Origin of the sequence: Arenibacter sp. F20364 (assembly GCF_023015905.1) — a bacterium.
Taxonomy (GTDB): domain Bacteria; phylum Bacteroidota; class Bacteroidia; order Flavobacteriales; family Flavobacteriaceae; genus Arenibacter.
On sequence record NZ_JALKBD010000001.1, the window covers coordinates 158,030 to 184,633 of the forward strand.

Annotated in this window: 21 protein-coding genes and 1 other RNA gene; 7 read left to right on the forward strand and 15 right to left on the reverse strand. The window is 39.7% G+C overall.

Annotated elements, in window-relative coordinates; genetic code table 11:
- Window positions 1-33: 33 nt before the first annotated feature.
- Window positions 34-597 (reverse strand): DUF4126 domain-containing protein, encoded by a 564-nt coding sequence (locus MWU84_RS00655; RefSeq protein ID WP_246896663.1) that lies wholly within the window; start codon window positions 595-597, stop codon window positions 34-36.
- A 33-nt stretch (window positions 598-630) separates the two neighbouring features.
- Window positions 631-2,064, reverse strand: a complete 1,434-nt coding sequence (locus MWU84_RS00660) for an ATP-binding domain-containing protein (RefSeq protein ID WP_246896665.1) — start codon at window positions 2,062-2,064, stop codon at window positions 631-633.
- A gap of 101 nt (window positions 2,065-2,165) precedes the next feature.
- Between MWU84_RS00660 and MWU84_RS00665 the strand changes: the two genes are divergently transcribed.
- The 3 genes from MWU84_RS00665 to MWU84_RS00675 are packed head-to-tail and all read left to right on the forward strand — an operon-like array spanning window position 2,166 to window position 4,178.
- A complete protein-coding gene (locus MWU84_RS00665) occupies window positions 2,166-2,816 on the forward strand; it encodes a hypothetical protein (protein WP_246896667.1) in 651 nt (216 codons plus the stop codon).
- Window positions 2,794-3,630, forward strand: a complete 837-nt coding sequence (locus MWU84_RS00670; protein ID WP_246896670.1) for a DUF3822 family protein — start codon at window positions 2,794-2,796, stop codon at window positions 3,628-3,630. Before MWU84_RS00665 ends, MWU84_RS00670 begins: the two co-directional genes overlap by 23 nt.
- A complete protein-coding gene (locus tag MWU84_RS00675) occupies window positions 3,630-4,178 on the forward strand; it encodes an RsmD family RNA methyltransferase (protein ID WP_246896672.1) in 549 nt (182 codons plus the stop codon). Before MWU84_RS00670 ends, MWU84_RS00675 begins: the two co-directional genes overlap by 1 nt.
- Window positions 4,179-4,453: 275 nt before the next feature.
- On the opposite strand, the gene rnpB is transcribed toward MWU84_RS00675, so the two are convergent.
- Window positions 4,454-4,770, reverse strand: an RNA gene (rnpB, locus tag MWU84_RS00680) — RNase P RNA component class A.
- Between the two features lie 133 nt (window positions 4,771-4,903).
- Between rnpB and MWU84_RS00685 the strand changes: the two genes are divergently transcribed.
- Window positions 4,904-6,739 carry a DNA polymerase III subunit gamma/tau gene (locus MWU84_RS00685; RefSeq protein ID WP_246896674.1) on the forward strand — a complete coding sequence of 612 codons (1,836 nt, stop codon included), beginning with the start codon at window positions 4,904-4,906 and terminating at the stop codon, window positions 6,737-6,739.
- Here MWU84_RS00685 and MWU84_RS00690 read toward each other — a convergent pair.
- The 7 genes from MWU84_RS00690 to MWU84_RS00720 all read right to left on the reverse strand — a co-directional run bounded on the left by MWU84_RS00690 (window position 6,728) and on the right by MWU84_RS00720 (window position 16,258).
- Window positions 6,728-7,087, reverse strand: coding sequence for a transmembrane 220 family protein (locus MWU84_RS00690; RefSeq protein WP_246896675.1), 360 nt, complete (start codon window positions 7,085-7,087; stop codon window positions 6,728-6,730). The genes MWU84_RS00685 and MWU84_RS00690 overlap by 12 nt on opposite strands.
- Before the next feature lies 1 nt (window position 7,088).
- A complete protein-coding gene (locus MWU84_RS00695) occupies window positions 7,089-8,465 on the reverse strand; it encodes a nucleotide pyrophosphatase/phosphodiesterase family protein (RefSeq protein ID WP_246896684.1) in 1,377 nt (458 codons plus the stop codon).
- A gap of 3 nt (window positions 8,466-8,468) precedes the next feature.
- Window positions 8,469-9,662, reverse strand: a complete 1,194-nt coding sequence (eboE, locus tag MWU84_RS00700) for a metabolite traffic protein EboE (RefSeq protein ID WP_246896693.1) — start codon at window positions 9,660-9,662, stop codon at window positions 8,469-8,471.
- Window positions 9,656-10,837, reverse strand: a complete 1,182-nt coding sequence (locus tag MWU84_RS00705) for a 3-dehydroquinate synthase (RefSeq protein WP_246896697.1) — start codon at window positions 10,835-10,837, stop codon at window positions 9,656-9,658. Before MWU84_RS00705 ends, eboE begins: the two co-directional genes overlap by 7 nt.
- An 11-nt stretch (window positions 10,838-10,848) precedes the next feature.
- On the reverse strand, window positions 10,849-11,751 hold the full coding sequence (eboC, locus tag MWU84_RS00710; RefSeq protein WP_246896707.1) for a UbiA-like protein EboC: 903 nt from the start codon (window positions 11,749-11,751) through the stop codon (window positions 10,849-10,851).
- Window positions 11,751-12,659: a TatD family hydrolase gene (locus MWU84_RS00715; protein ID WP_246896709.1), complete on the reverse strand. Its 909-nt coding sequence runs from the start codon at window positions 12,657-12,659 to the stop codon at window positions 11,751-11,753. Before MWU84_RS00715 ends, eboC begins: the two co-directional genes overlap by 1 nt.
- Before the next feature lie 248 nt (window positions 12,660-12,907).
- Complete coding sequence (locus tag MWU84_RS00720; RefSeq protein ID WP_246896726.1) at window positions 12,908-16,258, reverse strand: ThuA domain-containing protein; 3,351 nt, start codon at window positions 16,256-16,258, stop codon at window positions 12,908-12,910.
- 424 nt (window positions 16,259-16,682) lie between these two features.
- Between MWU84_RS00720 and MWU84_RS00725 the strand changes: the two genes are divergently transcribed.
- Window positions 16,683-18,572: a DUF1080 domain-containing protein gene (locus tag MWU84_RS00725; RefSeq protein ID WP_246896740.1), complete on the forward strand. Its 1,890-nt coding sequence runs from the start codon at window positions 16,683-16,685 to the stop codon at window positions 18,570-18,572.
- 5 nt (window positions 18,573-18,577) lie between these two features.
- Complete coding sequence (locus MWU84_RS00730) at window positions 18,578-20,524, forward strand: auracyanin family protein (protein WP_246896742.1); 1,947 nt, start codon at window positions 18,578-18,580, stop codon at window positions 20,522-20,524.
- A 222-nt stretch (window positions 20,525-20,746) separates the two neighbouring features.
- Here MWU84_RS00730 and MWU84_RS00735 read toward each other — a convergent pair whose 3' ends face one another.
- A complete protein-coding gene (locus tag MWU84_RS00735; protein WP_246896762.1) occupies window positions 20,747-21,604 on the reverse strand; it encodes an EboA domain-containing protein in 858 nt (285 codons plus the stop codon).
- Window positions 21,605-21,781: 177 nt separating this feature from the next.
- On the opposite strand from MWU84_RS00735, the gene MWU84_RS00740 reads away from it, so the two are divergent.
- Window positions 21,782-22,363, forward strand: coding sequence for a tRNA-(ms[2]io[6]A)-hydroxylase (locus tag MWU84_RS00740; RefSeq protein WP_246896764.1), 582 nt, complete (start codon window positions 21,782-21,784; stop codon window positions 22,361-22,363).
- 53 nt (window positions 22,364-22,416) lie between these two features.
- Here the strand turns inward: MWU84_RS00740 and MWU84_RS00745 are convergent, their stop codons facing one another.
- The 4 genes from MWU84_RS00745 to pdxH form a co-directional block, all read right to left on the reverse strand.
- On the reverse strand, window positions 22,417-23,304 hold the full coding sequence (locus MWU84_RS00745) for an exopolyphosphatase (protein WP_246896766.1): 888 nt from the start codon (window positions 23,302-23,304) through the stop codon (window positions 22,417-22,419).
- A gap of 14 nt (window positions 23,305-23,318) precedes the next feature.
- Window positions 23,319-25,397 carry a polyphosphate kinase 1 gene (gene ppk1 / locus MWU84_RS00750; RefSeq protein WP_246896775.1) on the reverse strand — a complete coding sequence of 693 codons (2,079 nt, stop codon included), beginning with the start codon at window positions 25,395-25,397 and terminating at the stop codon, window positions 23,319-23,321.
- A complete protein-coding gene (locus MWU84_RS00755; RefSeq protein ID WP_246896807.1) occupies window positions 25,394-25,882 on the reverse strand; it encodes a histidine phosphatase family protein in 489 nt (162 codons plus the stop codon). Before MWU84_RS00755 ends, ppk1 begins: the two co-directional genes overlap by 4 nt.
- A gap of 63 nt (window positions 25,883-25,945) precedes the next feature.
- Complete coding sequence (gene pdxH, locus MWU84_RS00760; RefSeq protein ID WP_246896816.1) at window positions 25,946-26,593, reverse strand: pyridoxamine 5'-phosphate oxidase; 648 nt, start codon at window positions 26,591-26,593, stop codon at window positions 25,946-25,948.
- Between the last annotated feature and the right edge of the window lie 11 nt (window positions 26,594-26,604).

Sequence of the window (26,604 nt, forward strand, 5' to 3'; positions counted from 1 at the left end):
TTTCAAATGAAAATTATTTGAGATTAATTTGAATTATGTTTTCGGTTTAATTTTTCTAAAGAACCTAAATAAGACAAGCAATATGATAAGGACTAAAAAAGCAGCCAGCATCGGAGCAAAAATAGATGCCGCAGTTACTACGGCAGCAGTTGCCGTTTCCACAAGACCAATAACAGGATTGGCCACTCCAGCAGTGGTAGCGGTAGAAGCCAATCTACCAGTTGCAGAAGCTCCTTTTATGACAGTGGCAGTTCCCCCTCCTGCGATTATTGCCAAGGTCCATGTGATTACCGGATCTAAGTTGGAAGCCGTTGAAACCATGACCGCAGTTCCCGCCAAAGCAGCCATAGGCACAGCAAAACTATCCAATAAATTGTCCAACCAAGGAATGAAGTAGGCGAAAATTTCCACAATAGTTGCCACTCCAAAAGTTATTAATGCGGCCAAACTCCCAATCCATTCCCATTTCTCATTCAATTCCCATAGGTTTAAATAAGCAGCCAAACTTAAAGCAAACAATGGTAAAAAGATTCTAAAACCTACGGATGCCGCAAGCCCTATGCCTAAAAATATGCTCAAAATGGTCTCAAAAGTCATATCCGCAAACTTTAATGCGAAATTAGACTATTCCTAATCAACAAAAAAATCATCCTTAAAGCCTATGAGGTACAATTTGTGTTTTGCCCTGGTAACAGCTGTATAAAGCCAGCGAAGATATTCCTTATCAATTCCGTTCCGCAAATAAGGTTGTTCTACGAATACGGTATTCCATTGTCCCCCTTGGGATTTATGACAGGTAATAGCGTAAGAGAATTTAACTTGAAGAGCATTAAAAAATTTATTGTTCTTTACTCCCAAAAACTTTTTATATTTGGATTTCTCATCGGCATAGTCCTTCAAAACTTCCTGATAAAGACGGTTACCATCGTCATAGGACAAGGACGGGGTCTCTGCCATAATGGTATCCAAAAGAAGCACAGTTTCGAAAGGCTTTTGGTTGGGGTAATCCACCATTTTTACCTTCACCTCGGCAAATTTAAAGCCGTACAGCTCTTTTATGGCAAATATCTCCAGTACTTCAATAATATCACCATTGGCAATAAAACCAGCTTCTGAAGTAGGCTTTAACCAAAAATAATTGTTTTTCACTACCATCATATAATCCCCTACGGCCAATTCGTTTTCCAGATATAGTATTCTATTTCTAATATTCTCATTGTATAGATTGGCCCTTTTATTGGAACGCACTATAAAAGCCGTTTCCTCCTTGCCATTTTGCGAATACGAATCATCTATAGCTTCCTGAATATCATTGCCGTCCATCAAACGCACTATATCGGTATATCGACTGACCAAAAACTTAAACTCATCAAAGAATTCGCCTTGCAGCTGCTCCCTTAAGTTGGTTGCATTTACCAATATTCCGGAATCTTCGGCTTGCCTCACTACCTCATCCAACTCCAACTTTATTACCTCCTTATTATAATTTAAGGATATTTGATTTTCGTCCAAGGCCGGACTGATATTTAAATGTACGGGAGGAAGCTGGGCAGTATCACCGATGAGTATCAATTTACAATTATGTCCCGAATACACATACATCAACAAATCGTCCAAGAGCGACCCGTTTTCAAACAATTTTGAATCTGCGGGAGTATCCGGAATCATTGAAGCCTCATCAACAATAAAAATGGTATTTCTATGCTTATTGGGCGATAACACAAACTGTACCCCGCCTCCACTCTGCTTTTTGGGAAAATAAATCTTTCTGTGAATCGTAAAAGCCTGAGTTCCCGAGTAATTGGACATTACCTTTGCCGCCCTACCCGTAGGAGCCATTAAAACGGCTTTCATTGTGGTCTTCCATAGATTGGTTACAATAGTACCTACTATGGTGGTTTTTCCGGTACCCGCAAACCCCTTTAACATAAAAACACTATCCTTTTCCTTGGACAAAACAAAGCTAGAGAGTTTCTGCAAAGCCACTGACTGCTTGGCAGTTGGGTCATGTGGAAATTTATCTTTCAGTAGTTTAAAAAAAGTAGCGTCCGTTATAGAAGTCATAGGTCCTCAAAGATAATCAGTATTTTTAAGGTCAAATACTTTTACCATTAAAAAAAAATTGTAGATTTGTGACAACCACTAAATAAAATAAGACTTACAAAATGAAGACCATTTTACAAATTGTCCTTTGGATCGCATCTATCGTGTTGGGGTATATGATATATAATTCTGTGAACGGCCCGATCGAATTCAAAAAAGTTAAGCAAGAACGTTTTGCTAAAGTAATATCCAACTTAAAGGACATCAGAAATTCCCAGGAAGCCTATAAAACTGTAAATGGCAGATATGCAAAGGATTTTAACGCCTTGGTAAGTTTTGTAGATACCGGTAAATACACCATTACCCAACAGAGAGATTCTTCTTATTTGGAATACGATAAGAATTTTGGTATCGATATGTTGAAAGAAGTTAAAATAATAGATACACTTGGTACTGTTTCCGTTAAGGATTCCTTATTCAAAAAAGACGATCGCTATAAGACCATGATGAATGTTCCTTATGCACCTAGTGGCGAAAAATTTGAAATGAAGGCGAGCATCATTGAAAAAAGCGGATATAAAGCTCCAGTTTTTGAAGCAAAGGTGAGTAAGGATGTAGTATTGCATGACCAACCCAAGACTTTGTTGGCTAGGGAAAATGCACAAATTAATGTTGACGAGGTAAATGGAAACATAATTAGAGTTGGATCTTTGACCGAGGTAAGCACCAGTGGAAATTGGCCATCTATATATGACAAACGAAACGACCAATAGCATTTTAGAAAATTCTAAATCGGAATATCATAAATTGTCCATTCAAGTTAGCTTGAATGGACTTTCTTTTTGTGTTCTGGATACACTTTCCAATACAATTCTTGCTTCCGAAAGACTGGTTTTTGAAAATGAACTTACCCCATATGCCGTTCAAAAGGAAATAAAGCAGCTTTTTGAAAAAAATAGAATTAGGGACGTAAAATTTTCAGAAGTCGTTGTAATACACAGGAACAATCTATTCAGCATAGTCCCACTGGCGCTGTTCAACAAAGATGAACTGGCCAATTACCTAAAATTCAATGCCAAGATCCTAGCTAACGACCACTTGGAATATGATGAATTGAAAAGTCTGGACATGGTAAATGTTTATGTTCCCTTTATGAATATAAACAATTACATATACGACCTTTTTGGTGAATTTGAATTTATGCACCATGGCACAATCTTGATCCAGACCTTGACAAACCACCATGGCAACCTAAATGAGCCAATTTGTTATGTCCACCTCATGGAAGGACATATGGATATTACTGTAATTTCCAACAAAAAGTTGATTCTATACAACAACTTCAGCTTTGCCTCCAAGGAGGATTTTATGTACTATCTATTATTTACCTGGGAACAATTAAAATTGGATACAGAAACCACTAAACTCAAACTTTTTGGATCTATTGAAGAAGGTGATGAATTATATAATATCTGCCACCAATTTATAAGGGACATTTCCATTTTTATTCCCTCCAATACTTCATTTTATCATTTTGGGGGGTCGGAAAAGGAAACTATAGATTTTACATTATTAAACACTCTTTAATGCGTATTATATCTGGTAAAAATAAAGGCCTAAGACTAACTGCACCCAAAAAACTTCCAGTTCGGCCCACAACCGATATGGCAAAAGAGGCACTCTTTAACATACTCAACAATCAATACTACTTTAACGAGGTAAGCGTATTGGATCTCTTTGCCGGTACGGGAAACATTAGTTACGAATTTGCGTCTAGGGGCTCTGAAAACATTACGGCCGTTGATGCGGACTTTGGATGTGTTAAATTTATTACGGCTACCTCCACCGACTTGGACTTCCCCATAGTGGCCATCAAGAAAGATGTTTTTCAATACTTGGAAACCAACCCTATAAAAGCCCATATTATATTTGCCGATCCGCCCTATGATCTGTCTCCTGAGGAGTTCGCGGCCATTCCCAAAATTGTATTTGAAAAACAGCTACTACTGGAAAATGGTATTTTAATTATTGAACACTCCAAGCATACCGATCTATCCCATTTGGAACATTTCACCAATCAGCGAAGATATGGGGGCAGTGTTTTTAGTTTTTTCGAATGGACAGAGGACAAATAAGGTTATGTACCAAAAGAGCCCAATAACTTTCTTAAGCTAGATTAAGAGCCAAATAAACCTCAACAAAGAATCATTATAGCGAAAGTAACAAATGGAGCTTAGGCAATATATCCTATAACGGAAATACCAGCTGTGGCGGAGTTAAGTGGACAGTATACCGCCTATGGCGGCATTAACTTCAAATTATTCTCTCGGGACAGCATTAAAATGATATTATACCGCCTACGGCGGCATTAATTCGACTACGCATTTGCTGCGCAAATGCTGTCTCATTAAAAAAAAGCAGGTCATAAGCCGGATTCTGTTAGCCTTGAAATATTTCAGGGCCTCCCTATCATTTATCTAGGCCAATGGTTGCCCAAAGGCTCTAACCGCCTACCCTTCAGCTCGAGCGTGCAGCCCTCAAACACTGATTTACATGACGTTGCACCGTATAGAGTTTACCTGGTTTCACTACAGCATAACCTGTACATACTTTCTGTTGCACTTGTCCTCATCTTTCAATGGACGGGCGTTACCCGCTATACTGCACTATGGTGTCCGGACTTTCCTCCCCCCACGGAACGCGGGGAGCGATAAGGCGACCTGCTATTGCAAAGGTAATTCAATTGTTGATAAATAAAATACTAAAGAAAGTTAAATGGGTCCTTTAATGCAATGCTATTTTTATATTTGTACTTCACCCTTCGGCGTATTAATTTTGCACCGAATTAAAGTTGATAGCCTTGGAACCTTTTATAGTATCCGCCCGAAAATACCGGCCCCAAACATTTAAGGATGTTGTTGGGCAACAGGCTATTACCAATACATTGACCAATGCCATAGAGAACAATCACTTGGCACAAGCCTTATTGTTTACAGGTCCAAGAGGTGTTGGAAAAACCACTTGCGCACGTATTTTGGCCAAAAAAATCAACCAAGACGGCAAGACTAATGAAGATGAGGACTTTGCTTTTAACATTTTTGAGCTGGATGCTGCATCCAACAATTCAGTAGATGATATAAGGGAGCTGACAAGTCAGGTGCGTATACCCCCACAAGTTGGAAAATACAAGGTATACATTATTGATGAGGTGCACATGCTGTCCCAAGCTGCCTTTAATGCTTTTCTAAAGACCTTGGAGGAACCACCGGCACATGCCATATTTATATTGGCCACAACGGAAAAGCATAAAATTATCCCTACTATTCTGTCTCGTTGCCAGATATTTGATTTCAAACGCATTACCGTAAAGGATGCCGCCGAATACCTAAAATACATTGCGGAGAACCAAGAAATAGAAGCCGAGGACGATGCACTTCATATCATTGCTCAAAAAGCTGATGGCGCGATGCGCGATGCGCTGTCCATTTTTGACAGGGTAGTAAGCTATTCGGGCAAAAAATTGACCAGGAAAGCCGTAACGGAGAATTTAAACGTACTGGATTACGACACCTATTTCACTGCTACGGATTTGATTCTTAAGCATGATATTCCAGGCTTGCTCATCCTTTTTAATGAAACTTTGGCCAGGGGGTTTGACGGACACCACTTTATAAGTGGCCTAGCTTCACATTTTAGGGATTTAATGGTATGCCGACATCAGAACACCATTGAGCTCCTAGAAGTTGGGGAGGAGGCAAAAAAAAGCTATGGTGAACAATCCAAAAAAACATCTAGTAGCTTTTTACTATCGGCAATTGACTTGGCCAACGATTGCGACATAAAGTACAAGTCCAGCAAAAATCAGCGTCTTCTTGTTGAATTGACCCTAATGAAATTAGCCTCTATCGATTTTGATGGAGAAAAAAAAAAGTCTGAATCCTTAGGCAAGGGTCGTAACAAACCAGATTTTATAATCCCAGCCTCATTTTATAAGGTTAATCGCCCTACCGCTATAGGTGAAGAAATTAAGCCTAACGTAACAGAGGCGGAAACCATCAATACCACAGCAGCAGTTACTAAAACCGTCAACACCGAGAGACAAATTGCACAGAAGCAACCTTCCCCTGAAGGTTCTTCCCTCCAATCCAATGGGAATAACGGCAATGGTGCCGCAAATGTTGTCCAAGAATCCGAACCTACCCCCAGGAAAAAAATTCATCTCAGATCTACTGAAAGAAGAGTTTCCGGACTTTCACTCTCTAGCTTAAAAGCAAAAAAAGAACATCAACTAAACAAGAAGGAAGATGTTATTGATGAAAGCAACCTACCCAAGGCTCCATTTTCAGAAGAAGAAATGCAAAAACATTGGGCGGACTTTGTAGATATATTGGACAATGATGGGCGAAAAATTTTGGCATCCAACCTCCATTCGGATGTCCCTAAACTTACCGATAATTTTACCATTTGGATAGAACTACCAAATGGCACCATGAAAAAGGAAATTGAGCGGGAAAAGTACGATCTTATGGAGTACTTAAAACAAAAACTCAATAATCATTTTATAAAATTGCAAATAACTGTAAACGAGGCTACTGCCAAAAAATTTGCATTTACCCCAGAAGAAAAGTATCTAAAATTAAGGGAGAAAAATCCAGCCATCGATCTTTTGCGCAAAGAGTTTGATTTAGATATTTAGAGCTTTTTCAGCCCTTACCCTCCAAGCAAAAAACAACATCACCAAGGCATTTATTAGGAGCCCCAAGGATTCCCTGGCATGTTCTATATTATCTATATTTCCCCCGTCTATTGATACTCCTTCGAAATGCTCCGGCCAAAAAATCCAAGCACCTATCAAGTATGCTATGGATAGAACAAAGGCAATCGATACATTAAGTTTGCCAAAGAAAAACAAAAATGAAGCCACTGCCGCTGCTCCATATAGGAAATACCAAAGAACAGCGTCCGGATCGTTGTATTGGAGCAATCCCGCCCAAATGAACAATACTGTGAATACTGCAGAAACGATTTTGTAAAAAAGTCGCATATTAAGCATTTAAAATATGATTTTCTATAACACCATACACGTCGGTCGCCAACATACCGTCCTTTAACCCAGCACTTTTTTTATTGGTAATCAATATAGGATGATCTTTGGAATCCTCCGGCATTCTACCATGTGATCCTTTAACCAAAGTGGCGTCCAAAGGAATAATATCCATTACTGTTCGAAAGCCTAATTTCTTCTTCAACAACTTCCAAATAACTTTTGGCATCAACAATTTATCCTTTGGATTTGTTAGCATCTCCACCGGATCGTATCCCGGTTTTTTGTGAATGTCCACCATTCTGGCATAATCAGGTGCCTTTTCGTCATCCAACCAGAAGTAGTAGGTAAACCAAGAATCCTTATCTGCAACTACCACCAAATCCCCGGTGCGATCATGATCCAATTGCATATCCTCGATTTCGCTTCCCGATAGCACTTGCTCCACGCCCTTCATATTTCTAAGTAAGGACTTGATCTGATCTACCTCCTCTTTATCCTTTACATAAACATGTGCCAGCTGATGGTCCGCCACCGCAAAGGCCTTGCTTGCCCCCGCATCCAGTAGCTCGAGTCCCCTTTCCACGCGAATATTAAGATAACCTTCTTGCCTTAGCTTTCTATTTAAATGTATCGGATTGTTTACATTGGTAATCCCGTACTCCGAAAGCAAAATAATATGGGCAGATTTACTCTCGTAATACTCTACCAATTGCTTAACCACCTTATCTATTTCCCTTAGATCTTTGGATATTATACTTAAATCCGTACCATGACGTTGCATATTGTAATCCAAATGCGGCAGATACACTAAGGTCAATGTGGGATCGTGCAAAATATCCGTTTTTATGGCAGCATCGGCTATCCACTGACTGGATTTAATGGACGTTTTTGGCCCCCAAAATTGGAAAAGGGGAAATGTACCCAGCTCACTTTGCAAGTGGTCACGAAGTTCTGCCGGATAGGAATATACATCTGGGATCTTTCTTCCATCTGCCAAATAATTGGGCCTAGGGGTAACACTGTAATCCACATTGGAATACATATTATACCACCAGAACATATTGGCACAACTAAAATTTTTATCCTGCTTTTTTAATTTGTCCCATATTTTTTCGGATTGGATCAAGTTATTGGATTGTCGCCAAAACTTCACCTCATGTTCTTCCTTAAAATACCAGCCATTACCCACTATTCCGTGTTCAGAAGGCGTTTTACCCGTTAAATAGGTAGCTTGCACGGAACAGGTAACTGCAGGCAATTGTGGTGTAATTGTTGCCGAGGTACCTTTCTCCAAAAAGGAATTGATAAAGGGAGTATGCTCCCCTATTAATCCCCTAGTTAATCCTACCACGTTTAGTACGACGGTTTTCTTCATGCTTTATATTTTACTCTTTAACCATTCAATTTCACGAACAATGGAATTGGACAGTTCTGTTTTAAGATTTTTTGGCAAAACGTCCCAGGTATAGGTCTCTATCTCCAATTGCTCTGAAAATTGGTCTTTCTTTAGATACTCCAACACCTTAATTATTTGGTCTTGGGTAGAGAACAAATGATCGTACTTCTCCAAAAATATGGGTACATGAAAATGGGACCTTAGCTCCAAAGCATTGGAGCGTTGCTCCAAAACCTCAGGTAAATCCCTATATGTAATTACTTTATCACCAACCTTTTCAGTGACCTGATGCAGATAGGTAGGTTCGTTAAACTGACTTAAGGATTGCCATATATCCTCGTTCTCTCCTTCTTTAAAAAGAATTTTAAGGGCCGAGCTCACTTGAATTTTACCCACCTTAATTCCTGCTTTGCTAAATTTTGCCAAGGTATATTCAGGATCCTCATAGGCCAAGGAAAAATGACAAACGTCATAGCAAATGGTTATATGTCTTAAAACTAAATCCCTGGCCATATCTTTGTTACAGCCCAAGGCAGCCATCAATTTCTTAGTGGCTATAGGTATTAAATAGGTGTCATAATAGTGAAGAACCTCATCACTATTCTCTATCATTCCATCTGGTTCCGGCTCAATGTCCATATGCAGATACTTGCCGGAATTCTTTTCAATTTCCACCAACTGCAATAGAATCTTCGCCATATTTTCGGCCCCGGTAACAAATGCGTTTTCCAAGGCATCCGCAGTAGTATGCCAGTGCCTGTAGCTAACGGGCGAGGTTGAAATACCCCCTGACATACCTTCCGGAATCAAAAAAGCCAATTGATCAAAAAGTCGCTGGGTATAATTTAACCTTTCCTCGGTAGTCCAATCTGGTGCATGCACCATATCCTTTACTCTTTCGTTGTGGAAGTTTCCATAAGGAAATCCGTTCATGGTAAAAATATAGAATTGATTTTGGTCCAACCAATCCTTGAAATCCCTTAAATTATTACCCTCATCAAGTCCCTCGCTCGCCACATTGGACAAACGCAATCCAATTCCAAAAGGGGTTTCCGGGGCGACTTCCTTTCTTATTTTAGGAAGATACGTTTTTAAACTATTTATTGTCTGCTCCCAATCTTCACCTGGATGTATATTGCTGCAGTAGCTAAGATGATATTTATTTTTTATTAACATGTAGTATCGGATACTTTAGGTTTATACATTTCATTTAACCAAATAACTGATTTTCCCATTGTGGAAATATCGATTTCATGCACATCGTGTTTTGCTCCAATTTTGGATATCAAGGTAATAGTAAGTTCCCCTCCCAGATGCTCCCGAAATTCCTGAATACCATTCAGCAACTCATCTAGCTGGCTTTCCTCTTCAATTGGGATATGTAAATCGAACCCGATTTTTTCAAGAACCCTCAAAATACGGTCTAGCGTTTCCTTGTTTATCAACCCAATAAAATGGGCATAAACCAAATCCAAGGCCATCCCAATGGCAACGGCCTCACCATGCCTCAGCTTGTAATTGGTCATATATTCCAATTTATGGGCGGCCCAATGGCCAAAATCCAAAGGTCTGGAAGAACCACTTTCAAAAGGATCCCCCCCTTGGGCAATATGCTCCATATGCATTTCCGCACAGCGATAAATCAAGTACTCCATGGACTCCATGTCGCGAGCCTGAAGTCTTGTACTGTTTTCCTCAATAAACCCAAAAAATGTCGCATCCTTGATCAATGCCACTTTTACTGCCTCGGCAATACCGGAAATCCAGTCGCGCTGATCCAAAGTGGTTAAAAAATTATTATCATTTATGATGGCGTAGGCCGGAGCAAAAGTCCCTAAAAAATTCTTTTTACCTAAAATATTAAAACTATTCTTAACCCCTACAGCCGAGTCGTTCTGAGACAACACTGTTGTAGGAATCCTAATCAACTTCACCCCTCTATGGGCTATAGCGGCGGCATATCCCACCATATCTATAACGGCACCTCCCCCAATTGCTATAACAAAAGAATGCCTGCAAATGCGATTGTCGTTCACAGCATTCAATATTCGCTCCACATTTTGGTAATCATTCTTACTCTGCTCCCCTCCCTCAATTCCAATTTGTTCCGTCAGATTTATTACCGAAGCATATTGCTTACAATAGGAAGTTATATTGGCACTTAAATTTGGGTGGCAGGCCTGCACACCACTATCTATTACAAAAAGCACCTTTACATTTCCCTTGTTGTTATACCCTTGGACAATATCTTTGAACAACGGATTATCCACACTAAAAATATCTTCTGTAAAATGTAACTTATACTCATAAGATACTTTAAAGGATTGCTCTATTGGCTTATAATGTGACATACTTTAAAACGTTAGGTAACTGCGAACAGTTTGGATAAAAAAATAGATAAGGGTAATAGCAATAATGTAATTAGCCCCACCCACCAGTGGGAAAATCCCACGGCCAAGGTTGCGTCCAAAACAATGATAGATATTACCCCGGCCATCACCGCTTTTTTAATGTTTTTGGGTGAATTTTCCGCATATGCCTTCAACAAAGGCCTAAAAATTAGAAAAGCGAACAGTAATAAAAATGGGATGGCCTCCAATAAATTAAGACCTGAAGCTGAAAGTAAAACAACAATTCCCACTATCACACTACTATATAAGCCACCAGCAAAAATGATATGACTTTTATTGTCTCCATGTACCTCTCCCCTACTAATAAGGGTTATGGCCGCAATATATACAACCGGAAAAACAAAATACCCCCAATTAGTGAAATCCCCTAAAATGGATATCCCAAGAAGTAAATTCAACCCTCTACAAACTCCCATATTAAGTGGTCCAAAAAAGGGGTGGTGCTTCCCAAAAGCATCATACAAAAGGATAGAAAGTCCTAAAGTAAGAGCAACAATTCCACTTAAAGAGCTCACCAAAAATGAAAAAAGAACACCTAAATTCATTAATACTCCCCCAAATATTGCTGCAGATCGCACAGGAATCAGACCGGAAGGAATAGGTCTTTCCGGGCGTTCAACCTTATCCAGTTTATGGTCAAAGACATCATTGAGCACAACGCCCGCAGCATAAAGGAACACAGAAGAAAATACCAACAATAGTATTTCTCCCATTTTATAAGTATCCCAAGCACTATTAGGTGCTATACCCATAAATAAGCCTGAAATAGCCACGCCTGCCAAAATATCGGCAGCCGCCGTAGGTAAATTTGCAGGTCTTGCAAGCCTTAAATATCCTTTAAATACAGGATTCATTATACTATTTTATCTGCATCAATCTTAGGCTCCTGCCCTCGCAAAACACTATTGTCGTTATATAATTTGGTTTGATTGATACCTTGTGGTTTTAACCAATCGGATTCTTTCATTTTGCCATTTTTTCCAAAAATATCCAATGCATTTTGGTAGCAGGTTTTAACAACATCCGATTTGGCTATCCCTCTTTTCAACATAAGTGAAGCCGTTTTTGGCACTGCTAGGGGATCACTAACACCCCAGTCGGCAGAACTATCCACAATAATACGGTCGCTTCCAAAATTTCTTACTACCTCCACCATTCTTTCATTCCCCATTTTAGTTTTTGGGTAAATTGTAAATGCGGCCCAAAAACCACGATCCAATACATCCTTTACCGTCTCTTCGTTATTGTGATCAATAACAACCATGCCCGGATCCAAGCCATGTTCCAAACAAACCTCCATACTTTTTAAAGTTCCTGCCTTTTTGTCCCTATGTGGGGTATGAATCTGCACGGGAATATTTAATTCCTTGGCCATTTCCAACTGCATTCTGAAATATTTGTCTTCGGCAGGAGTCTGATCGTCATAACCAATTTCACCAATGGCCACTACATTTTCCTTATGTACGTACAATGGCAACAGTTCAATGACCTGTTCTGCCAAGGCCTCATTGTTGGCCTCCTTTGAATTCAACCCTATGGTGCAATAATGTTGTATCCCAAACTGACTAGCCCTAAACGGCTCCCAACCTACAAGGCTACTATAATAATCTTGAAACGAACCTACCTGGGTACGAGGTTGGCCCAACCAAAACGAAGGTTCTATAATAGCCACTACGCCCGCTGCCGCCATTGCCTCATAATCATCGGTTGTTCTGGAGGTCATGTGTACATGCGGGTCAATAATCATCATTTTCTCTTCCATAATAATACTGTATACTTTAATTGATAAACGCGTTTAAAATCATAATGTTTTGTGGGCCAAAAAGGATTTGATCACAAGATTGCGAAAAATTCATTTTTTTAAAATAGACCCCAACCGCTAAAGTTAATTAATTAATGGGTCATAACGATTATATCGACGCTATTTTAAAAGGGTTTTAACAGAAAATGGGCCTGACAAATTCAATATAGCAAGACTAAAATCCAATTATATTTCCTCCCTTTCCTTGTTTAATATTTCAATACCATAGCGTTAAAATTGCCTATGATTTGCTCCTTGTCTCCCGAGCCTTTAAAAACTACATAAAGTGCATCAAAATCCTTGGAAGGCTTTACCGGGACAAGGTAGTTCTTCTTTGCTCCCTTTTCTTTGTCAAAATACTTCAGGCTGCTTTCCCCGATTAGTTGACCGTTAAGATTATTCTCCCTAATTTCAACCTTACCCTCGTACGGATAATCCGCGCCAAAATACATATGCAACTCTATCTCTTTTAAGCCCTCCAAGCCAATGTCGTTGAATTTTAAATAAGAATTGTTCTTAATGGAACCAACCACTTTTTCTCCTTCCACCTCCCAATCGCTCAATCCTCCACTTTTTTCATCTGCATTAACGCCTTCATACTTAGGAAACTTAAAAACAATTTGATCTCTAACCGACAGGGCAGATTCGGGCTGCTCTTTGCTTCCCTTATCCGTATAAGAGGCCATTAAGACATACTTTCCTTGGGTATTCTTGGCCTTATGGGCATTAAAACCAACTTCACCCTGTAGAGCCAAAAGATTTTCATCCTTCCTAATTTCCGAATTCAATGAAAGAATATAATCCACTATTTTATCTACTTCGGCGACTTTAAGCTGAGGGTGTGCAGACATCATACTTTCTCCCCAAACCCCCGAGCCTCCCTTAATAATTTTATCGATCAGGTAATTTTTGTCTGCCGCAGAATAACGCGCCGCAATTTCCTCATATGAAGGTCCGTTGACCTTAATATTTACGGCATGACAGGCCTTACAATCCGTATCGTCAATAAGCAATTTTCCTTCCGGAATCGTATTCTGCTGATGGCCAATCGTAGCCTTGACCATATCCTCACCCTCGGGAATATAGTCGAAAGTGACTTTTACGTCCTTGGGATCAATGGTACCCTCAAGGGTACTGCCATCCTGTTTATCCGTAACAACAACCTTATAACCTACTTTGCGCCCGTCCCAGTATGTTTTGTTCTTGGTATCCAATTCAATTTTTAATTCTGGAATATCATTGCCTACCAATATTTTATGGGTAGCGATATCAGTATTACCGGCTTCGTCGGTTACCTTTAAACGAACCGTATAATTTCCGGGATCATTAAAGGTAAAACTCGGCTCCATCGACCTATCCTGTACTTCCTCCGAATTAAAATACCATTCGTACTGCAACTTGTCCCTATCAAAATCTTCAGAGCTACTTCCAGAAAAACTTACAGTAAAGGGCTCGGCCCCAACCATTTTATCCGAAGTAATTCGCGAAACTGGACTGCGATTTCCACTTACATAACCAATCCTGTTTAAACGGGCATCCATGTTTTGGGAATTCCATTTTTGCCCATATTCAAGGACATATAGGTTGCCATCTGAAGCAAAAAGCATGTCCATTGGATGGGAAAACTCGTCACTAGGCATAAAGGGATCCGCCTTTACATAGTTGTGATCTTTATCTAAGGTTACCACATAGATCCAATCGCGCATCCATTCATACAGTAAAATCTTATTCTCAAAATATTCCGGAAATTTATTGGTGGCATTTGGATGGTTGGCAGCATGATAAATAGGGCCCGCCATTGGGTTAACACCTCCAGAACCCAACCAAGGAAATTCTTCGGAAGCACTATAGGAAAACCATATCATTGATTCCTGGGCCGGAGGAAGCTCCCTTATACCTGTATTGTTTGGAGAATCGTTTATCAATCTGGCAGGGTTAAATTTTTCCCCAGGGGTTTCAGTGGTAAAATTATAATCGTTATAAGCCTGATTATTACCTCGGGTATAGGGCCATCCCCAATTCCCGGATTTTCTTGCCTGATCAAATTCGCCCATACCATGTGGCCCGCGGTTGGGATCGCCCTTACCAGCATCCGGACCAACGTCTCCCCAATACAAATATCCAGTTTCACTATCTATGGAAAACCTAAAAGGGTTACGCGACCCCATTACATAAATTTCCGGTCTAGTGTTAGGAGTGCCCACAGGAAAAAGGTTTCCTTCAGGAATGGAATATGTCCCATCGTCCTCTGGTTTAATTCTCAAAATCTTTCCTCTAAGGTCATTGGCGTTGGCAGCCGATTTTTGAGCGTCCCAAAGTGCCCTGCCTTCCCGTTCGTCAATTGGGGCATAGCCAGAAGATTCAAACGGGTTGGTGTTGTCTCCCAAACCAATAAATAAATTGCCATCGGGACCAAATTCCAGGGCCCCTCCACTATGACAGCACTTGCGTATAGTTGGAATGCTCAAAAGATTTTTCTCAGAGGCCATATCCAAAGAATCGCCTACCAAGGTAAATCTTGAAATGCGTTGTTCATGTATATCGCCAGGGGCGGAATAAAATAAATAGATCCAATTATTTTTCTGATAATTGGGATCTACGGCTATGCCCAACAACCCATCTTCATTCCCATAAAACAAATCAAGCTGGGCTAATTGCTTAGTTTTTTCCTCTTTAAAGTCATAGAGTTTTAGAGCTCCCCTTCTCTCCACGAACAAAATCCCCCTTCCGGGAAGTTCTTCCAGTTCCATGGGCTCGTTCAGGTTAAAATCGAGGACTTTGCGTACATATCTGTTTTCCTCAGGTATCCTTTCGGTCTTTGCCCTACTGTAATCCAAACCATTATTTCCTATGACATAGGAAAGACCTCCTAGCACATGATTTAAAAAAATAGGATCCTCAAAAGTTGCATCTGTATGGCCCATTTCCGTATAAAAGGACCTACCACCATCGTAGTCGTGATACCAGGTTATTGGATGATGCTCCCCATTTTCACCCCCTTCATAACTGGTCTCGTCAATCTCTAACAATACTTTTATATCAGGGTTGATATCCCTAAAATTGTACCATTCATCTGTCTTCATCCATGTATCGGCCATAGATTTGGTAGCTGAGTGGTTTTTATCGATTATGTTCAACCTTGCTTCTTGAATTTTGGGATGACCTTTAAAATAGGCGCCTACCAATTTATTGTACCAGGGCCAACCATATTCCGTATCCGTAGCCGCATGAATTCCGAAAAATCCGCCGCCTGCTTGAATATATCTCTCAAAATCGGCCTGCTGCACTTCATTCAAAATATCCCCCGTAGTATTTAAAAAAACGACGGCCGAGTATTGCTGTAAAATTTCTTCGGTGAAATAGGTAGCATCTTCCGTTGCGTCTACCGAAAATCCATTTTCTGCACCCAACTTTTTGAAAGCCTCAATCCCCGCCTCAATGGACCCATGCCTAAATCCTTCCGTTTTACTAAAAACCAACAATTTATCTTCCTTGGAAGTACAAGAACCAAGAAAACCTATCAAGATCATTATTAATGAAGACCTTAAAAACTTACCCATATTAACTATTTATTTAATCAATGATTTTTAGAGATAAACTCCCAGCTCAATATTCACATTTTAAAACCAAAATCTAGATAGTTCAAAACATTATATGCAAAAACTGATACTTTTTGTGCCTAAAACCTCTTATATTAGACAATAATGCAGCAATTTAAATCATTTAGAAATATTTTTACCATAACCCAGCAAAAAATACTTCCCTGCCCAATAATTTACCTGTCTTGGATTTTCCTCTTTTTTAATCCCAATTACCTAGGAGTCAATATTCTATACTAGTCCTAGCATTTCCAATAATGCCCTTCCTTGGAAGCAAGAGAAAAATACTAACCCGATTTAAATGTTAAATTTCAACCCACCTTGACTTTAGACTCTGATTAATGATACCTTTAAGGCTTATTTTTTTTTAAACAAGCACAATCAAATGAAAATCAAATTATCAATCCTCCTTCTTTTTTCAGGATTCAGCATGTTCTCGCAAGAACAATTATCGCTGGAAAACCTCAACGATTTCAAGGATCCCTCCAGTAACTGGAAGATAGTCGGAGATGTAGTGGCCGATAGGAACATTACCGTACACACCCACCAGGACCCAGAGCCAATTAATTTATCCAAAAAGGAAAAAAGAAAACAAAAAAAGTCCAAAGAAACAATACATCCCATACACGTTGAACCGGGAACAGGTGTATTGTACAACGATTATTCCTTTACCCAAAAAGACCATCTTTTATCCCAATGGGAACATGGGGATATAAAATTGGAAATGGAGATCTTAATTCCCAATGGATCAAATTCGGGTATCTATTTGCAAGGTCGATATGAGCTACAGATAAAAGATAGCTGGGGAGTTCAAAATCCTACTTCCAGTGATTTTGGAGGAATCCATAGAAACTGGGAACAAGAACCTTCAAAGGTTTTTCTGGGAATTACCCCTTTGAGCAATCCGGCCAAAGCCCCTGGTTTATGGCAAAAGATTAAAATTCATTTTGAAGCACCCAAATTCAATGATAAGGGGGAAAAGATTGCCAATGCAAAATTCGTTTCCGTAGAATTGAACGACGTTTTAATTCATAGTAATGTGGAAGTGCCCTTACCTACCGGGGGGCCAATTTCCGCAGAAGAAACCGCTATGGGTCCCCTGATGATACAAGGAGATCATGGCCCAATGGCTTTTAGAAATATAAAGTATCAACTTTTGGGAGAATCCAATGTTACCCTTTCCAATTTATCTTATATTACTTATAAGGGTAATTTTAAAGGCCTAGAAGAATTGGAAACCGCAAATGGTACCCGAGAGAAATCAGCGAAACTTATAGACATCACGGTCATAAATGAAGAAGATCATTATGGTATTGTATATAAAGGAGAAATTAATGTTCCCAAAGCGGACGATTACGTCTTTTCCATAGGATATACAGGAGGTATCCATTTTACTATTGACGGAAAAAACATTGCTACCAATAATTCATCCGAATCCCAAGAGAATTTAGAAAAATTCGTTTCCCTAACTGCGGGAGACCATGAATTTACATTGACCAATATTAAAAGTGCCGGTTGGAGAGCACCTAGATTGGGCCTTTCAATTGGGACCGCACATACCAATCCAAAAGCATTCCATGCTTACGACTCCTATCCCCCGAACATCAGTTCTGTTTCCCCAATTTTGGTCAATGCCGAAGCCAAACCTCGTATGCTAAGAGGTTTTGTTGCATTTAAAGGCAAGGAAAAACGTCTTTCCCATACCATTGGAGTTGGGACTCCTGAAGGAATTAATTTTGTTTATGACATGGGCTCTGAAAATCTTGTTGGGATGTGGCGAGGAACTTTTGTAGATGCCACCCCTATGTGGCATAATCGAGGTGATGGTTCCTTTAAACCCAACGGATCCGTACAATGGACTTTTCTAAATCAACCCTTGGCCGCCCTGAGCGACTTACAAAGTCCTTTTCCCAAAACGGGCAGCTCACCAGAATTTAAATCGGGAGGGTATACCCTGAATCCAGCTAATGGACTACCTATCTTTAAATACACCTACAAAGGAGTTGAAGTGGAGAACAAGGTTTATCCAAATGACAACAATACACATTTGATCAATGAAGTGAATTTTTCCAAAACTGGGGAATCTAATTGGTATTACAAAATCGCTTCCGGGAAGGCCAAGAAATTGGCCGACGGGTCGTTCGATGTTAATGACCACCAATTCTATGTAAACGTACTTTCTGGTCAAGAGCCAATCATTAGAGAGGTAAATGATGAATCGGAAATAATTATTCCCGTGGATGGCAGTACAATTAAATATGAAATAATCTGGTAAAAAATATGAGAACCATTATACAAATTAAAATACAAACCGTAAAGATTTTAAGCCTGGCTACCTTGTTTTTAACAACAACATTGGTATTTGCCCAAAATCCGGCAGATGAGGAGGATTTTTACAGATTAACTACGATACCAACCCCTGAAGGAATCCAATTGGAAGGAGGGGGAGTACTATCCCTTCCCAATGGCAATCTTGCCGTGTGCACGAGACGTGGAGATGTTTGGATCATTGAAAATCCATCCATGGCCAATGGGGTATCGCCCACTTTTAAAAAATTCGCTTCAGGTTTACACGAACCCTTGGGACTGGCGTATCACGATCAGGCCCTATATACGGCACAAAGAGGTGAATTAACCAAATTAATAGATACCAATGGGGACAACATTGCCGATGAATATAAGACCATTTATGCATGGCCTGTTTCCACGCATTATCACGAATATTCCTTTGGTCCCGTACTGGCACCGGACAATACTTTTTTCGTGACCGCTAATGTCGCCTTCGGCAATGAAGAATGGTGGAGAGGGGAAAGCAGGGAACCATGGAGGGCATGGACTATGAAAATTACAGAGGATGGCGAAATGGAACCTTGGGCCACGGGGATGCGATCTCCCGCAGGCTATGGACTGGTAAACGATGAATTATTTTACACGGACAACCAAGGAGACTGGGTAGGTTCCGGCGCCATTTGGCATCTACCAAAAGGTGCATTTACCGGCCATCCAGCAGGCCTCAGATGGACAGGCCACAAGGATTCCCCAATCAAACTTACGGAAGAAGAGTTTTATAGCAAGTTAGACAAAAGACAGGTCAAGGTAAATGGCAGGTACGTAAAACCAGAAAATATTAGGGATGAAGAAAATCCAGCTTTTGTTTATGAAATAAAAAAATCTATTCCCGAATTACAATTACCTGCGGTAATCTTACCGCATGGTATTTTGGGCATATCCAATTCAGAAATCAAAGTTGATAAAACCCAAGGTAAATTTGGTCCGTTTGGAGGTCAATTGCTTGTTGGCGACATGGGGCAAAGCAAGATCATGAGAGTAGTACTTGAGAAAGTCAAAGGAGAATACCAGGGGGTAGCCTTCGACTTTAGAACGGGCTTTCAGTCCGGAGTAATGCGTATGGATTTCGATAATGAAGGAAGGCTTTTTGTCGGAGAGACCAATAGGGGTTGGGGTTCTGCAGGGACCACTAATTCCGGTCTGGAATATTTAACATGGACAGGGCGCACCCCATTTGAAATGAAAACCGTAAGTGCAATGCCGGATGGATTTGAGATTGAATTTACAATGCCCGTGGAGAAAGCTTCGGCCGAGGATCTGGATTCTTATTTTGGCAAAAGCTACATTTACAAATATCATGCAGCCTATGGCAGCCCGCAGACCAATATTGAGGAAATCAAAATCAAAGGTGTAAAAGTAAGTGACGACGGTATGAAGGTTCGGGTAGTCGTAGATAATCTTAGACAATACCATGTTCACGAAATTATGTTACCAGGGGTAAAGGCCAAAGAATCCGGGAACACCATTTTACATCCTACCTTGTACTATACCCTTAACAATATACCGGAGGGCACTACAATTCCCGTATCAGAACTATCGACCAAGCGAAGTAGTTTATTAAAAAAGGCTGTTAGCATTAAGAAAAAGACACCCAAAAAACCAATAGCCATGGACAAGGTTTTGTCGGACGTTGAAGTACAGCCTCTTCTAATGACCAATACTTGTGTAGCATGCCACCATAAGAACAAAAGGGTCATTGGGCCTTCCTTTACCGAAATTTCCAAACGCAGTTACAGCAATGAAAAAATCGTGGAATTAATTTATAATCCACAACCCAAAAACTGGCCAGAATACGCAACACCTATGGCGCCCATGCCCCATGTACCCAAAGATGAAGCTCTTAAAATTGCCGGATGGATAAATTCATTGAAGAAGTAAGACTCAATAAAAGGTATTAAACCTCAGGGCAAGCCCTGAACCCAATAATAGGAATCGACCCAAGGGTCGAGGTACTGAACCTAGATCCCGCCGAAAAAGGCGGGATTAGTTCAACTTTCAATTTTCAGTGCGTCTTACTGACTTCTCAAAATTGAGTTTCAATAATAAAAAGAGGGGCTCAATGATAACATTGAGCCCCTCTTATATTAATAAAATAAAGAACTATTCCTTAATGTTCCTCCATGTAATACTTCCATTTTCAATTCCTTTTACAAGCTCGGGAAAACCATTCAACAGCTCCTTCGCTTCATTTGAATTGGAATGGTAACAACATAGCGCAGCAGCTTTTCCCTCAGCAATATTGTCACTGGAAAAAAGACGTTTCATGTCCTTTAAAATTTCTTCGTTCATAAAATTACTCACTGGCCTCCAAAAACAGGGATCTATTTCCCTTGATGCCGCCCAACGTTCGTGGGCATAATCCGAAATAATTCTCGCCAATTCCTTATTACCCCTTTTTTCTACCTGAACAATGTCGTTTAGATTTTGTTGCATAAACGCAGCCTTAAGGTACATTTGGTTCCATTGCTGTTCATTAAAATACAATGCAGGATAAGGATTGTTTAGCGCTATAGCATCAAAAACTGTTGAGATGTTGGTCCTCAAGGCTTCAACGGCCTGAACTTTATAGTTTTCGGGATGGGGCAACAATACCAAAAATTTAAGGAAGGTTTCAAGCTCACTCTTATCCGCCACTTCAATAATATTGGCCACTTTGGCCTTAAAAAAATCTTCCTTGGCCTCCAATACCTTGTATAGCAAATAAATTCTACCCATCTGCTGTAGGTTGGCGTGTTGCACTTCCAGGTACGCCTTAAATTCCTTATCATCCAATGGAAGTGAAAAGTCCTTGTCAGATTTAATTTTAGAGGGCACCAAACTATAGGTCAGATATAAATCCTTGGTCGACTCTGTTTCCACAATGCCTTCAATTTTTGACAGTAGCCATTGCATGTTTTCATTATCCACATTATCCTCTAAAATCTTCAGAAGCTGGACACCGATGTTCTCAAATAACATATTACAATATATTTATCCCTTGTTAAACTATAAATTTTAATAAAACATGAAGTAAGTCAATTAGCAATTCAAATTATTGCGAAATACTTACAAAGAAGGCTTAAATATAAAACTATATCAGCATAAAATACCGAGGTTTATGGTATTCTTTCTATTTTTGAAATAGAAAATTGCATTATGTTAGGTTTAAAATTGCCCACAGACCCACGATGGGTCAACATTGTAGAAAAAAATATCGATGAAATATTAACGGACCATGCCTATTGTGAACAAAAGGCGGCAAGTACAGCTATTTCCTTGATTGTGAGCTTTCCTGAATATACAGAACTTACCCAAGAAATGATAGCGCTTTCCAGGGAGGAAATGGGACATTTTAAAATGGTACACGACCGTATATTGGCCCGTGGAAAAACACTGGGAAGAGACAGAAAGGACGACTATGTTGTGGCCTTATTAAAATTCTTCCCAAAAGGAGGCAGCAGAACTACCCAATTGGTACACCGTTTGTTATATGCCGCGTTAATAGAAGCTCGTAGCTGTGAACGCTTTAGATTGTTATCCGAGCAATTACAGGACAAAGAGTTGGCAGATTTTTACCATAAACTAATGATCAGTGAGGCTGGGCACTATACCATGTTTCTCAACTTTGCCCGAAAGTATGGAGACCGAAAGGAGGTGGACAAGAAATGGGACGAATTACTGTCCTATGAAGCATCTATCATGAAGGATCTGGGCAATACCGAAACGGTCCATGGCTAAGTAGCCTTCTGGCACATAAGACCTTGAGAAGCCCTATTTTACACTAGAACTCCTTACTCTTGGGTGTAGTATAGGGTTTTTATAATCCCGTCCGACAACCCTATTTTGGGGACATGAATTTTTTTGGCCCCGATCCACTTAGCAGAAGAAACAAAAATTTGCGTTGCAGGAATAATTACATCCGCCCTATCTGGATTTAATCCCAATTCGGAAACCCTTTCCTCAAAAGTTAGACTGGCCAGAAAATTATATTGCGCTCTTAACCAAATGTAGGATAAGGACTCCCCTTCCTTCCTGCCGGACATTTTATGTAATTTATTAATGTTTCCACCAGAGCCAATGATCGATAAATTGGGCAAACCCATAACATTTTTCTTTAGCCATAGCTTCAATTCATTCCACATGGCATCATCGACCAATCCATTTAAGAGCCTTACGGTTCCAATCTTAAAGGATTCCGACAATTTTATTTTCCCTTCGGAAAACAAAGTGAATTCGGTACTCCCTCCTCCTACGTCAATGTAGAGATAAGTCTCGTCTTTCCTTATCAAATTTTTCAGATCTGTAGAGGCTATAATTGAAGCCTCCCTTTCCCCGTCTATCAATTGAATCTTTACACCGGAAGCCTCCAAAATATTATCAATGACCATTTGACCATTATCCGCTTCCCTCATAGCCGAAGTAGCACAGGCCATATACTTTTCAACACCATGTACATCCATTAAGAGCTGAAATGCCTTCATAGCATTCAACAAACGCTCCTCATTGCGCTTGGAGATGATCCCATTTTTAAATACGTCCTCCCCCAATCTGATAGGCAATCTAACCAAGGCACTTTTTCTAAAGAGGGTATCCTTCCCTTCTTCTTCAATTACGTTATGGGTAAGCAAACGTATGGCGTTGGAACCGATATCTATTGCGGCATATTTCCGTACTTTCAAATTGGATATTTATTTTAGGAATTCAATTTGTTTAGATAATAATCATAGGTCTCAAACTGTGATCGCACCTTAGGTTTATTGTTCTTTCTATAGGCATTATCATGCTTTTCAGAAAACACCCTTGCTTTTACATTGTCCCTCCAAGAAATATCAAAAGTATCCAGAAGTTCCTGCTTAACATCCTCATCATAAATAGGCACCCCGACTTCTACCCTATAATCCAAATTTCTTGTCATCCAATCGGCAGAGGACATATATACTTTTGAGTTGCCGTCATTTCCAAAAATGAAGACTCTTGGATGCTCCAAAAATTTATCTACAATACTAATGGCCTCTATGTTTTCACTCATTCCCTTAACCCCGGGAACCAAGCAGCAAATACCCCTGATTATAAGTTGAATTTTTACACCTGCCCTACTAGCTTCATACAGCTTGTCCACCATTTTATATGAGGTAAAACTGTTCATTTTTATCTTAATATACGCCTCTTTGCCCGCCTTTGCGTTTTGAATTTCTTTATCGATCAACTTCTTGAACACATTTTTTGTGTAATGAGGAGAAACAATGAGATGTTTATATTTATTGATCTTATAAGTAGTCTCAAAGAAGTCGAACACTTTATTCAATTCCTTCAATATTCCATCATGTGCCGTAAACAAAGTATAATCGGTATAGATACGGGCCGTAGATTCATTGAAGTTTCCGGTACTGACAAATCCATAGCGTTTAATCTGAGAGCCTTCCTCCCGCTCTATAAGACATATTTTACTATGCACTTTTAGCCCACGAACACCAAAAATAAGCTTTACCCCCTCTGACTGTAACTGTTCGGCGTATTCAATATTGGCCTGTTCATCAAACCTGGCCTGTAATTCTATCTGTACTGTAACGTGTTTTCCATTTTTTACCGCGTTGATCAAGGATGCCGCTACCTGCGAGTTATCTGCTAATCTGTAGACAGTAATCTTAATATTCCTAACCTTGGGATCAAGGGCCGCCTCCCTTAGGAATTTAATGATATAGGAAAAGGTATGGTATGGGGTATACTGCAAGAAATCCTTTTTCGAGATATGTTCAAAAAGGCTTCCTTCCATAGAAATTCCCTGCACTGGTAGCGGGTTGATCTTAGCATACATTAGATCATTTCTACCCAAACTAGGAAAGCCCATATAGTCTCGTCTGTTGTGATATCTTCCTCCTGGGATTACGCTATCCGTATCCTCGATATCCATTTTTCCCTTCAAAAAATTTAGAGTGTCCTTTCCTATTCTCTTATCGTAAACAAAACGAACGGGATCACTTATTTTTCTGTGCTCTACGCTGGACGATATTTTCTCAATGAAGCTTTTACTAAGGTCGTTATCCATATCCAATTCGGCATCACGGGTAATTTTGATCATATGTGCCGATATGGAATCATAATCGAACATATTAAAAATACTACCCAGGCAATATCTGATAAGATCGTCCAGAATGATGATATAATTTTTATCACCTTCCTTGGGCAGCACCACAAAACGGTCTATGCCTTTGGGAATCTCTATAAGTGCGTATCGCTTTTCCCTTAGTTTATATTTGCTACCCGGTTGGTTCTTTAAAGTCAATTTTACCGCAAGATAGGCCGCCGTATCCTTCAACATGGGGAAGCCGACCAAATCGTTTAAAATTATGGTCATCAAAACCGGACTTACCTTTTCGATGAAATAATTTTTGATAAAAGAACTTTGGTGGTCGGTAATTTCCGTTTCGTTTATCAAAAAAATATTCTGGTTTTCCAATTCCTTTTCTATATCGCTAAGTATTTTTAGACTTTTGGTCTGCTGCTTAATTACGATATCGGTAATTTCTTCTAGCAGATCCTTTGCCGTTTCTCCGCCCAAAACACTTTTTCCCGATCTCCCCGCTTCAAATATCCTTTTAACGGTTGCATACCTTACCTTAAAAAATTCATCCAAATTATTGGAAAATATCCCCAAAAATCGGAGGCGCTCTATTAAAGGAACATTCTTATCCGCACTTTCCTGTAAAACTCTCTCATTAAAACTTAACCAACTAATTTCTCTATTTATATATTGATTTTTATTCTTGATCATTCTTTTAATTGTTTTGGAAAAAGTGTCTGTACCGTAGTTCCTTTAGCCACGGCACTCCAATCGTTAGTGTCAAATTTTATTTGTACCAGCCCGCTAGTGGGAACATTGTCAATATACATGTTTCCTAGGGAATTGGCAATATGCGTAAAAGCCTCGTTGTGCCCAAAAATAATAACCGTATCCTTGTCATTCTTCAATCCTTTAATAAACCGATATACATCCTCACCCGAAAAATCATAAAGTTCATTGGACAGTGCAAAATTGGCAATTGGAAAATTAATTGTTCTTAAAAATATCATTGCGGTGTGAAGGGCCCTATTCGCCAGACTTGAATAAGCAGCGTCGATATGGATTAAATTGGATAGAAATTTACCGGCCACTTTATGGACATCTTTTATGCCCCTTTCCAATAGTGGCCTATCCTTGTCCGAAACACTATATTCCCAAGAAGATTTTCCATGCCTGACCAATATTACCGTTTTCATACATTTGCGTTTATTTGTTCATAAATTCCCACTACTATTCCAATACAGTGTATTGGCCAGATGTTAAGGCGCCAACCTTTCAATTTTCCAATCGTAATCGGCTTGCAAACTATAACGTATCCTATCATGCAATCTATTGGGTCTCCCTTGCCAGAATTCTATGGACACAGGCTTTACTATAAATCCACCCCAATATTTGGGTCGTTCTATCTCCCTATTTTCATATTCCTTCTCCAAATCTTTTAATTTCTTTTCCAAATATTCCCTATTTGGAACCACCTCGCTTTGCTTAGATACTATTGCACCCAGTTTGCTACCGTCCGGTCGAGATTCAAAATAGCCGTCAGATAAATTTTCAGCTATTTTCTCCGCCCTTCCCTTTATAATAATCTGCCTTTCCATATTGGGCCAAAAAAAAGAAATGCAAACATTGGGATTTTGAGCTATGGCCCTCCCCTTTTCACTTTCGTAATTGGTATAAAAAATAAAACCTTCAAAGGTGTATTTTTTCAATAATACTACCCTGTTCTTTGGAAACCCGTCCAGACCCATAGTGGAAACGGTCATAGCATTGGGTTCATCTACCCCATCGGAAGCCTCTACCTCATGAAACCATTTTTGAAATAATTCCATAGGGTTAAGCGAAATAACCTCTTCTGTAAGTGAGCTTTTTTCATAGGATTTTCTATAATTCCCTAGGTCTTTTTGCATGTGAACTCTTG

What these genes read in the sequence shown, in the direction of transcription:
- MWU84_RS00655 (WP_246896663.1), bottom strand. Translation starts at nt 597, where the DNA reads ATGACTTTTGAGACCATTTTGAGCATATTTTTAGGCATAGGGCTTGCG.
- MWU84_RS00660 (WP_246896665.1), bottom strand. Translation starts at nt 2,064, where the DNA reads ATGACTTCTATAACGGACGCTACTTTTTTTAAACTACTGAAAGATAAA.
- MWU84_RS00665 (WP_246896667.1), top strand. Translation starts at nt 2,166, where the DNA reads ATGAAGACCATTTTACAAATTGTCCTTTGGATCGCATCTATCGTGTTG.
- MWU84_RS00670 (WP_246896670.1), top strand. Translation starts at nt 2,794, where the DNA reads ATGACAAACGAAACGACCAATAGCATTTTAGAAAATTCTAAATCGGAA.
- MWU84_RS00675 (WP_246896672.1), top strand. Translation starts at nt 3,630, where the DNA reads ATGCGTATTATATCTGGTAAAAATAAAGGCCTAAGACTAACTGCACCC.
- MWU84_RS00690 (WP_246896675.1), bottom strand. Translation starts at nt 7,087, where the DNA reads ATGCGACTTTTTTACAAAATCGTTTCTGCAGTATTCACAGTATTGTTC.
- MWU84_RS00695 (WP_246896684.1), bottom strand. Translation starts at nt 8,465, where the DNA reads ATGAAGAAAACCGTCGTACTAAACGTGGTAGGATTAACTAGGGGATTA.
- eboE (WP_246896693.1), bottom strand. Translation starts at nt 9,662, where the DNA reads ATGTTAATAAAAAATAAATATCATCTTAGCTACTGCAGCAATATACAT.
- MWU84_RS00705 (WP_246896697.1), bottom strand. Translation starts at nt 10,837, where the DNA reads ATGTCACATTATAAGCCAATAGAGCAATCCTTTAAAGTATCTTATGAG.
- eboC (WP_246896707.1), bottom strand. Translation starts at nt 11,751, where the DNA reads ATGAATCCTGTATTTAAAGGATATTTAAGGCTTGCAAGACCTGCAAAT.
- MWU84_RS00715 (WP_246896709.1), bottom strand. Translation starts at nt 12,659, where the DNA reads ATGGAAGAGAAAATGATGATTATTGACCCGCATGTACACATGACCTCC.
- MWU84_RS00720 (WP_246896726.1), bottom strand. Translation starts at nt 16,258, where the DNA reads ATGGGTAAGTTTTTAAGGTCTTCATTAATAATGATCTTGATAGGTTTT.
- MWU84_RS00725 (WP_246896740.1), top strand. Translation starts at nt 16,683, where the DNA reads ATGAAAATCAAATTATCAATCCTCCTTCTTTTTTCAGGATTCAGCATG.
- MWU84_RS00730 (WP_246896742.1), top strand. Translation starts at nt 18,578, where the DNA reads ATGAGAACCATTATACAAATTAAAATACAAACCGTAAAGATTTTAAGC.
- MWU84_RS00735 (WP_246896762.1), bottom strand. Translation starts at nt 21,604, where the DNA reads ATGTTATTTGAGAACATCGGTGTCCAGCTTCTGAAGATTTTAGAGGAT.
- MWU84_RS00740 (WP_246896764.1), top strand. Translation starts at nt 21,782, where the DNA reads ATGTTAGGTTTAAAATTGCCCACAGACCCACGATGGGTCAACATTGTA.
- ppk1 (WP_246896775.1), bottom strand. Translation starts at nt 25,397, where the DNA reads ATGATCAAGAATAAAAATCAATATATAAATAGAGAAATTAGTTGGTTA.
- MWU84_RS00755 (WP_246896807.1), bottom strand. Translation starts at nt 25,882, where the DNA reads ATGAAAACGGTAATATTGGTCAGGCATGGAAAATCTTCTTGGGAATAT.
- pdxH (WP_246896816.1), bottom strand. Translation starts at nt 26,593, where the DNA reads ATGCAAAAAGACCTAGGGAATTATAGAAAATCCTATGAAAAAAGCTCA.